Raw genomic sequence first — 8,689 nt, forward strand, 5'->3', positions numbered from 1 at the left:
AGATCCACATTCGCCATCAGCCCGGTCTGGCGGCCCGACAGTTCCAGCACCGCGCCCTTCTGGTTGGTCAGCACGATGGCGCGGGCGCCGCTGCCGACGGCGAGGCCGGCGCCGGCCGCGCCATAGACGCCGGCGACGTCGGAGGGGCGGTTGATGTTGCTGACGCGGCCGCGCAGCACGGTCTTGGAGCCGCCGAACACCAGGCCGTAGTCGAGGCCGCCGGCGGACAGCGCGTAGTTGCGGCCGCGAAAGCTCAGCGAGCCGCTGCCGCCGGAGCCGCCGATCACCCAGCCCGCCTTGTAGATCGTGAGTTGCACGCTGCCCTCGTCGGCATGCGAGGCGGAGGACAGGGCAGTGCCGGCGAAAGCCGTCAGCGTGAGCAGCGCGACACGGATGGCGGATGAGATGTGCATGGATCGGGTTCCCTCGGGGATGTTGCAGGCAGTCATGCGGTGCAATCGAATCGTTATCGCAACAGTAGCAAGCGCTGCCCGGATCAGCCATCGGCCCGACGCCGATGGCGGGTTCCATGATCGCCGCATCGAACCAGATGCGGGGCCGGAACACTCATTCGATATCCGGGGCACCTGGGCCTCAGGGCTCCCCACCCGGCCATTCCAGGAGATCCGGGATGCGCTGGCCGTCACGGACGGCGCGATGAAGAATGGCGCCTGCAAGCTCTGACAAAAGTTCGATCGGCGGAGAAGATGGGCACGCGCGCCTGATGGCGCCGTGCCCATCCATTTCTCACGCCTCGGCAACATGCCGCCTTCCAGGTTGACAGTTTTGAAACGGCATCCAATAGTTGTGGTTTGCATGGAGGGCGGTGATGCCGATTTCCGGCGAGGGGTGGGAATTTTATATCGTCCGCAAGACGGTGCAACGCCGGGCCAGTGACGGCAGACGGCGCACCGTCGGGACATATCAAGTCTATCGCGATGGCGTGGCCCAGACCGGAGCCAGCATGCGCGGCGTCACGGCGGAAGCCAAGGGTCCGGGCGCCAACGTTCCGGCGGACAACGGCAAGCGTATCGAGGAAGGGCGGTATACGCTGTGGACGCAGGCGCCGGGCAACTATGCGACGTGGAATTATTCCAGTTCGGCGTCTGTCGGGGCCGCTCCCAAGCCCGCCCTCGAGGTCGGCGATACCGCTGATCGCTACGAAATCCTGATCCATCCCGGGCACGATTTCCTGGCCAGCGTCGGATGCATCAATTTGTGCACCTCGTTGCCGGACGCCAACGAACCCATAGCCTACAGTTCCAGTCGCAGCAGGGTGATCGCCGTCATCGGCAACCTGAAAAATTATCTCGGGGCGGATTTTCCGGACCGCAACGGCAGGAAAATACCGAGGGCCTTTCTAGTCATCGATGGCGAGCCCTGAGTGACGGCCTCGCAAGCGCAAGGGAACGGGCGATGAGCCACACCAGCAGCTATCTCGACAAGATTTTTACGGTCGCCGATCCGGATGCCCGGCTGCGCAAGCCGGGAGACCTGATGAATTTCCTGACCTTCACTGCCGGCCAGCCGCTGCCAGAGGGGGCAGCAATTGGAGACATCCGGAAGATCCCGCAGAATACCAAGGTCAAGATCGACGATATCGAGATCGTCCGCACCGGCACCTCGGGTTCGATCGTGTTCGGCCATGCGATGTCGCTGAACGGAACGACCGAACACGGCTGGACCTCGACCCGCAATCTCGCCGGCAAGTTCGTCAACGAAACGCTGGGCGAATTGCCGCCGGCGCCCGGCGCCGGAAAGTTCGGACCCAATGCGGCATGGGCGGGCGGCAGTTTTCTCGGCCAGCGAACGCTGGTGGAGATCGTCGACGTCAAGCTCGAGATCGAACGTCTCGCGCTCGACACCCTGGAGCCCTATCTCGCTTTGGTGAAAGCGGCGGCGACCAGCAATGTGCTGGTTGCCATCAACAGCGGATTCCGATCATATCCGGAACAGAAGCTGCTGTTCGAGGGCTTCAAGAAGCACCTGCCCGGCTTTAACACCGCAGCGCCCCCCGGCACTTCAAAGCATCAAAACGGCATTGCGTTCGACATCAGGGTTGCCGGCGGCGACGGCGATCCGGTCTACGAATGGTTGAAGAAGAACGGCCCGGCGCTCGGCTTCATCCGGACCGTCAACAGGGAGCCCTGGCACTGGGAATTCGACAAGGTCAAGGCAGCCAAGGCCGTCGCCAAAGGTACGTTCAAGACTGCCAATGTGAACGTATGACCCCTCCGCTTCGCCCACCCTACGCCCGCCTGAATCTCACTTCCGCGATCAGCGCCTCGCGCGCCGCCGACAGCGCCAAAAACGCCTGCGCGCTGCCGCCGGCGTCGGGATGCGCGGATTTGGCGGCGCGCTTCCAGGCGCGGTGGATTTCCGGCGCGGACAGGCGGCGGTCGAGCGGCAGGCCCAGCAATTGCCGATGCCGCTGCTCCGGCGCCAGCGTCTTCAGCGGAATGTCGCGGCGGCCGAATTTTGGCGTAGCGAGCGTATGCAGGACTTCGCGGATGACCCCGAGGCGGCGCCGCGCGGCGTCGGTGATCGCGGGGTCGGCGCCCTCCGCCGCGGCGTGACGCAGGATCGGCAGCGCCTGGGCGGCCGCCTGCCGCAGCAGCAGCTCGGCGCCGGTCCGCGCCATCACCTCGGTGAGGCGCGCGGCTTCGCGCCAGTCAGGCGCGGCGGCCTGCCAGATCCGCTCGAGTTCGAGCTGCCATTCGCCTGACTTGCTATCCATGGTCACTACCGGGCGGAATCAATACAGCGCGGCGGTAAAGCTTTCCGTTTCCGCCCCCGATATTTTGAACTAGTTTGTCTGCATCCCAAAAACCAAAAACACCGAGGAAACCCCCATGCCCCTGCTCCAGAACCACATCGCGGTCGTCACCGGCGCCGCCTCCGGAATCGGACGCGCGATCGCGCTCGGCTACGCCCGCGAGGGCGCGCGAGTGGTGCTGCTCGACATGAACGAGAAGGCGGCGGCCGAGGCGGCGCAGGAAATTCGCAGCGCGGGCGGCAAGGCGGACAGTTTTGCGCTGAACGTGACAAACCGCGAGGACTGCATCGCGGTCGCGAAGAAGATCGCCGACACCGTCGGAAAAGTCTCGATCCTGGTCAACAATGCCGGCATCGCGCGGCGCAACGGCATGCTGGGGGCGCCCGAGGCCGTGATCAGCGACTGGGAGGACATCATCGCCATCAACCTCACCGGCGTGTTCAACGTGACCTACGCGTTTCTCGATGCCCTGCGCGCCGCCAGGGGCCGCATCGTCAATATCGGCTCGATCCAGTCCTTCGTGCATCTGCGCACGCCGAGTTCGCCGGCCTACACCGCTTCCAAACACGGCGTGCTCGGCTTCACCAAGGCGCTCGCCGCCGAACTCGGCAAGGACGGCGTGCGCGCCAACGCGATCGGCCCGGGCTTCATCGAGACCCCGCTGAACGAGAAGGTGCGCGCCAGCAATCCGGACCTGGTCAAGGTATTCATGGACCACACCCCGCTCGGGCGCCCCGGCAAGCCGGAGGACATCGTCGGCCCCGCGATCTTCCTCGCCTCCGATCTGTCGGCCTATGTCAGCGGCTCGATCGTGATGGTCGATGGCGGCTACCGGACGATTTGAACATCCCATGTCCAACGCCCCGCATTTCGACATCGACGTCGCCAGCTTCTGGGCCGATCCCTATCCGGCGCTGGCGCGAATGCGAAAGGAGGCGCCGATCGCGTTCGTGCCGCAGCTCGGCTCCACCGTGTTCACCCGGCGCGACGATATCTTCAGCCAGGAAAAGCGCATCGACGTGTTCTCCTCGCACCAGCCGGCCGGGCTGATGAACACGCTGATGGGCCACAACATGATGCGCAAGGACGGCGAGGCGCACATGGCCGAACGCGCGGCGATGTTTCCCTCGGTGTCGCCGCGCACCGTGCGCGACACCTGGAGCCGCCAGTTCCAGGCCCATGCCGACCGCATCCTCGACGAACTGGCGCCGGCAGGCCGCGCCGATCTCTGCAAGGCGTTCGCGCTGCCGCTGTCGGCCGAATGCCTGAAGGACGTCACCGGCCTCACCAACATGCGCTTTGCGGACATGGACGCGTGGTCGCAGGCGATGATCGACGGCATCGCCAATTATACCGGCAACAAGCAGGTAGAAGCACGCTGCCATGCCGCCACCGCGGGCATCGACGCCGCGATCGACGACATGATCCCGATGGTGACGAGGCATCCCAACACCTCGATCCTCAGCGTGCTGCTGGCGGCGGGCATGCCGATGTCAAGCATCCGCGCCAACATCAAGCTCGCGATCTCGGGCGGGCAGAACGAGCCGCGCGACGCCATCGCCGGCACGGTCTGGGCGCTGCTGACCCATCCGGAGCAGCTCGCGCTGGTGCGCGAAGGAAAAGCAAAGTGGCTCGACGTGTTCGAGGAATACGCCCGCTGGATCGCGCCGATCGGGATGTCGCCGCGCCGCGTGGCAAAGCCGTGGTCCTATGGCGGCGTCGATTTCGAGCCTGATGATCGCGTGTTCTTCATGTTCGGCTCGGCCAATCGCGACGAGGCCTGCTTTGCCAACCCTGATGACTTCGACGTCACCCGCGATACCAGGAAGAGCATCGCGTTCGGCGCCGGCCCGCATTACTGCGCCGGCGCCTTCGCCTCGCGCGCGATGGTCGCCGACGTGGCGCTGCCGGGCGTGTTCGCGCGGCTGAAGGGCTTGCGGCTCGACGAAAGCGAGCCGGTGCGGATCGGCGGCTGGGCGTTCCGCGGACTGCTCAATCTGCCGGTGCGGTGGGACGTGAGCTAGTTCAACTATGCAAGATCGGTGAGTCGCTTGCTGCCCATGCTTCGAGACGCTCGCGACGCTCGCTCCTCAGCATGAGGTTGTTGTGTTTCAGCAAGTTAACCTCATGCTGGGGAGGCCACGAAGTGGCCGTCTCGAAGGATGGGCAGCCGTACTGATTTATGATTCCAGGTACTGGCGCGTGGACCTCACCGCGTTTCCGCGCTGTCGTTGCGCGGCAGCATGCCCATCAGCTGGAATTGCCAGCGCATCGCGCGGTACCAGAGGTAACCGGCCAGGGCGCCGCAGACCGACAGGATGATGAAATTGGCGGACTGATACGCCCCGCTCCACCACAGCATGCCGCCGGTCCACAACACGGTGAACAGGATGGAACTGAGTTTCAATCGGGTGATGGCGTTCATGGCTGTTCTCCGACGGCTGAAAGCGTCCAGCCATCCTGCCCGCCATCGCCGCGCCGCACCGTGAGGCGCGTCACGCAACTCCTGCCCCGTCCTTCAACCGAACCGCAGCCGCGAACGCTCCTTCGCCTTTTCAGCCTCGGTCTCGCGGTCGCGCGCCGGCGCGTGGGTGTGCAGCGATGCCAGCAGCCGCCGGGCCGAATCGGTGACCTCGGCGACCGCGCGGTCGAACGCCTCGGCATTGGCCTGCGACGGCTTGTTGAAGCCCGACAGTTTGCGCACGAACTGCAGCGCGGAGGCGTGGATCTCGTCCCCGGTCGCGGGCGGCTCGAAATTGAACAGCGTCTTGATGTTGCGGCACATTTGTCGTCTCCCTCGCCCGGCTGCCCCGGGTCGGCGTCAGTTTCTCTCGAAACGAGGACGAATAGCCGGCGGCAAGACCTACATCGCGACCGCAATTTGGCATAGAATGGGCGGCGCGTTCATCCCTGCCGCAGCCCGCAGCGTCAGCCAGCAAGCGAGTTCCACATGAGCCACGTCACCTACAGGATCGTCGAGCACGACGGCGGCTGGGCCTACACCGTCAACGGCGTGTTTTCGGAACCGTTTCCCACCCGAGCCGTGGCGCTGGCCACCGCCAGGCGCGTCGCCGCCGAGCAGCGCGTGCCCGGACGCACCGAGGCGATCGAATACGAGACCGCCGACGGCAAATGGCGCACCGAAACCGCCGAGGGCAGCGACCGTCCCGACACCGACGTCGAAGACAAGCGATAGAAGCGGGCGGCGGCGCACCTTGTTCGACGATCCCGTGACGAAGAAACAGCCGCCGTGCTAGGTTCCCTGCCAAGCGGCCCCGCGAAGCGGCTGCATCAGGGAGAGAGCATCATGAAATTCATTTCGCCCGCGGCGCTTTCGGCCGCCCTGACCTTGGCCTCGTTCGCGGCCATGGCCGCGGATTATCCGGCGCCGAAGCAGGGCAGCTGGATCGCGAAGGATTTCAAATTCCACACCGGCGATACAATGCCGGAGCTGCGGCTGCATTACACCACGATCGGGGAGCCGACCGGCCAGCCGGTGCTGGTGCTGCACGGCACCGGCGGCTCGGCGGCCAGCATGCTGACGCCTTCCTTCGCCGGCGGATTGTTCGGCGCCGGCCAGCCGCTGGACTCGGCCAAATACTACATCATCATCCCCGACAGCATTGGCCACGGCAAATCCTCCAAACCGTCGGACGGCATGAAGACGGCCTTCCCGAAATATAATTACGACGACATGGTCGACGCCCAGTACCGCCTGGTCAGCGAGGGTCTCGGCATCAAGCAGTTGCGGCTGGTGATCGGCAATTCGATGGGCGGCATGCACGCATGGATCTGGGGCGTGAAATATCCCGAAGCGATGGACGTGCTGGTGCCGATGGCGTCGCAGCCGACCGAGATGGCCGCGCGCAACTGGATGCTGCGGCGGATCATGCTGGAAACCATCCGCAGCGATCCCGATTACAATGGCGGCAATTACACCGCGCAGCCGCGCATGATGAAATACGCCATCCACGCCTACGGCATCGCCTCGGCCGGCGGCACGCTGGCCTACCAGACGCAGGCGCCGACCGCTGACAAGGCCGACAAGATGGTCAACGACCGGCTGGCCACGGCCGTGACGGCCGACGCCAACGACTTCGTCTATGCATGGGCGTCCTCGCAGGATTACAATCCGTCCGCGGGGCTGGAAAAGATCGCGGCCACGCTGCTCGCCATCAACGCCGCCGACGATGAGCGAAATCCACCGGAAACCGGCGTCACCGACGCCGCGATGAAGCGCATCAGGAACGGCAAGCTCCATCTGATCCCTGCCTCCACGGAGACGCGCGGCCACCTCACCACAGGCAATGCGAAGTTCTATGCGAAGCAGCTGCAGGAACTGCTGCAGACGGCGCCGCGGCGGACGATGTGAGACAGACGCACACCGGGGGATGGCGCGGGACCGCCGCAACTGTTAACGGCATGCATGACTTCCGAGCGACCGCATCAACGGTCCGACACCCACCGCGCCGTCATGCGCTGGATCCTCGCCGCGTTCTACGCGGCGGCGGGAGCGGCGCATCTGGTGGCGCCGGACAAGCTGCTCGCGATCACGCCGTCATGGGTGCCGTTCGCGCCGCAGGTCATCCTGCTGACCGGGCTGTGCGAATTGGCCGGCGCCGCCGCGCTGGTGACGAAGCCGCTGCGCTGGTGGGCGGGCGTGGCGCTGGCGGCCTATGCGCTGAGCGTCTGGCCCGCCAATTTCAAGCATGCGATCGACGGCATCGATTTGCCCTATATCGCCAGCAGCTGGCTCTATCACGGTCCGCGGCTGGCGTTGCAGCCCGTCATCATCTGGTGGGCGCTGTATGCCGCCGGGGTGATCGACTGGCCGTGGCGGCGGCATCGATCGTAGATCGATCACGCCGTCTGGATGGATAATAATGGCCGCGGGATGATCCCGATGTTATCCTCGGCGCATGACGACGCAGTCTTCGCGGGAGATGAACCTTGACCGACTTTGCCGCCAGCGATCTCAAGACGATCTATCCAGCCCCCTCGCCGCGCGTGATCGCCAAGGCGCGCCCGGCGATCGACGCGCATGCGCGGAAATTCATCGCGATGTCGCCGTTCTGCGTGCTCGCCACCTCCGGCTCCGACGGCAGCGTCGATGCCTCGCCGCGCGGCGGCAATCCCGGCTTCGTCCACGTCGCCGGGCCGAACCGGCTGGTGATGCCGGACCGCTCCGGCAACAACCGGATCGACAGCTTCCGCAACATCGTCGAGGGCTCGGGCTTCGCGCAGCTGATCTTCTTCGTGCCCGGCATCGACGAGACGCTGCGCGTCGGCGGCAAGGGCAAGCTCTCGGCGGATCCGGATCTGCTGGCCTCGATGGTCGAGTTCGGCAAGCTGCCGCGCGCCGCGCTCGTCATCAGCGTGCAGGAAGCCTATTTCCATTGCGGCAAGGCCCTGATGCGCTCGAACCTGTGGTCGCAGGAGACCCGGGTCGAACGATCGGTGCTTCCGAGCATCGCCCAGGTGATCCACGACCAGACCAGCCTCGGCGAGCCGGAAAGCCAGGCCGTGGTCGAGGCGCGTTACAGGGAGCAGCTGTGAGAGACGTTGGAGCGCGATCCATCGGTGGCTGGCGCAAAAAAGCTTTCATGAACGAGCCCGCGCAAAACAGCCAATCCCCGAGCAAATTCAACAAATCCACCCGACGGCAAATCACTTCGGCTTATCGGAATTCGTGTCAAGTCCCTCGCGCAAAAATAATTCTGTTTATCGGAATTAAAAATCAGGCTATATGTTTCGCCATCCCGTCCCACTCCGAGGGGCATTGCGCAAGGTCACCAGTGCGGGACGGGGATGCGGTGGACGCGGATGGCGCTCTCGACCAGGGCGCGGAAGCGGACGAGCGAAATCGTGTGGTCCTGACACCCCCGACGTCGGTGTCAAGCTTGCGGTCAGTCC

General features: G+C 65.0%; 13 protein-coding genes. 9 read left to right on the forward strand and 4 right to left on the reverse strand.

Annotated features, from left to right (window positions below):
* Positions 1 to 413, reverse strand: a 413-nt coding sequence (locus tag Q8N40_RS14155) for a hypothetical protein (RefSeq protein WP_305712260.1), incomplete at its 3' end; no start/stop codon positions are given.
* Here Q8N40_RS14155 and Q8N40_RS14160 point away from each other — a divergent pair.
* The 3 genes from Q8N40_RS14160 to Q8N40_RS14170 all read left to right on the forward strand — a co-directional run bounded on the left by Q8N40_RS14160 (position 412) and on the right by Q8N40_RS14170 (position 2,229).
* Positions 412 to 684: a hypothetical protein gene (locus Q8N40_RS14160; protein WP_305712261.1), complete on the forward strand. Its 273-nt coding sequence runs from the start codon at positions 412 to 414 to the stop codon at positions 682 to 684. The two genes, Q8N40_RS14155 and Q8N40_RS14160, sit on opposite strands and share 2 nt — an antisense overlap.
* A 145-nt stretch (positions 685 to 829) precedes the next feature.
* The gene (locus Q8N40_RS14165) at positions 830 to 1,384 is read left to right on the forward strand and encodes a hypothetical protein (protein WP_305712262.1); all 555 of its coding nucleotides are present in this window, start codon (positions 830 to 832) and stop codon (positions 1,382 to 1,384) included.
* Between the two features lie 32 nt (positions 1,385 to 1,416).
* Complete coding sequence (locus Q8N40_RS14170) at positions 1,417 to 2,229, forward strand: M15 family metallopeptidase (protein ID WP_305712263.1); 813 nt, start codon at positions 1,417 to 1,419, stop codon at positions 2,227 to 2,229.
* Positions 2,230 to 2,248: 19 nt separating this feature from the next.
* On the opposite strand, the gene Q8N40_RS14175 is transcribed toward Q8N40_RS14170, so the two are convergent.
* Positions 2,249 to 2,737 (reverse strand): hypothetical protein, encoded by a 489-nt coding sequence (locus Q8N40_RS14175; RefSeq protein WP_305712264.1) that lies wholly within the window; start codon positions 2,735 to 2,737, stop codon positions 2,249 to 2,251.
* A 115-nt stretch (positions 2,738 to 2,852) separates the two neighbouring features.
* Here Q8N40_RS14175 and Q8N40_RS14180 point away from each other — a divergent pair, with 115 nt between their 5' ends.
* Together Q8N40_RS14180 and Q8N40_RS14185 are read left to right on the forward strand one after the other, a co-directional pair.
* A complete protein-coding gene (locus Q8N40_RS14180) occupies positions 2,853 to 3,620 on the forward strand; it encodes an SDR family NAD(P)-dependent oxidoreductase (protein WP_305712265.1) in 768 nt (255 codons plus the stop codon).
* 7 nt (positions 3,621 to 3,627) lie between these two features.
* The gene (locus Q8N40_RS14185; RefSeq protein WP_305712266.1) at positions 3,628 to 4,800 is read left to right on the forward strand and encodes a cytochrome P450; all 1,173 of its coding nucleotides are present in this window, start codon (positions 3,628 to 3,630) and stop codon (positions 4,798 to 4,800) included.
* A 185-nt stretch (positions 4,801 to 4,985) separates the two neighbouring features.
* Here the strand turns inward: Q8N40_RS14185 and Q8N40_RS14190 are convergent, their stop codons facing one another.
* Both Q8N40_RS14190 and Q8N40_RS14195 read right to left on the reverse strand, forming a co-directional pair.
* Positions 4,986 to 5,201: a hypothetical protein gene (locus tag Q8N40_RS14190; RefSeq protein ID WP_305712267.1), complete on the reverse strand. Its 216-nt coding sequence runs from the start codon at positions 5,199 to 5,201 to the stop codon at positions 4,986 to 4,988.
* 93 nt (positions 5,202 to 5,294) lie between these two features.
* Positions 5,295 to 5,561 (reverse strand): DUF2277 domain-containing protein, encoded by a 267-nt coding sequence (locus Q8N40_RS14195; RefSeq protein WP_305321822.1) that lies wholly within the window; start codon positions 5,559 to 5,561, stop codon positions 5,295 to 5,297.
* A 165-nt stretch (positions 5,562 to 5,726) separates the two neighbouring features.
* On the opposite strand from Q8N40_RS14195, the gene Q8N40_RS14200 reads away from it, so the two are divergent.
* From Q8N40_RS14200 to Q8N40_RS14215, 4 genes are all read left to right on the forward strand, one after another.
* A complete protein-coding gene (locus Q8N40_RS14200) occupies positions 5,727 to 5,972 on the forward strand; it encodes a DUF2188 domain-containing protein (RefSeq protein WP_305321823.1) in 246 nt (81 codons plus the stop codon).
* 111 nt (positions 5,973 to 6,083) lie between these two features.
* Positions 6,084 to 7,148, forward strand: coding sequence for an alpha/beta fold hydrolase (locus Q8N40_RS14205; protein ID WP_305712268.1), 1,065 nt, complete (start codon positions 6,084 to 6,086; stop codon positions 7,146 to 7,148).
* Positions 7,149 to 7,202: 54 nt separating this feature from the next.
* The gene (locus Q8N40_RS14210; protein WP_305712269.1) at positions 7,203 to 7,631 is read left to right on the forward strand and encodes a DoxX family protein; all 429 of its coding nucleotides are present in this window, start codon (positions 7,203 to 7,205) and stop codon (positions 7,629 to 7,631) included.
* Between the two features lie 95 nt (positions 7,632 to 7,726).
* A complete protein-coding gene (locus Q8N40_RS14215; protein ID WP_305712270.1) occupies positions 7,727 to 8,332 on the forward strand; it encodes a pyridoxamine 5'-phosphate oxidase family protein in 606 nt (201 codons plus the stop codon).
* Positions 8,333 to 8,689: the final 357 nt, after the last annotated feature.

Origin of the sequence: Bradyrhizobium sp. (assembly GCF_030693485.1) — a bacterium.
Classification (GTDB): Bacteria; Pseudomonadota; Alphaproteobacteria; order Rhizobiales; family Xanthobacteraceae; genus Bradyrhizobium.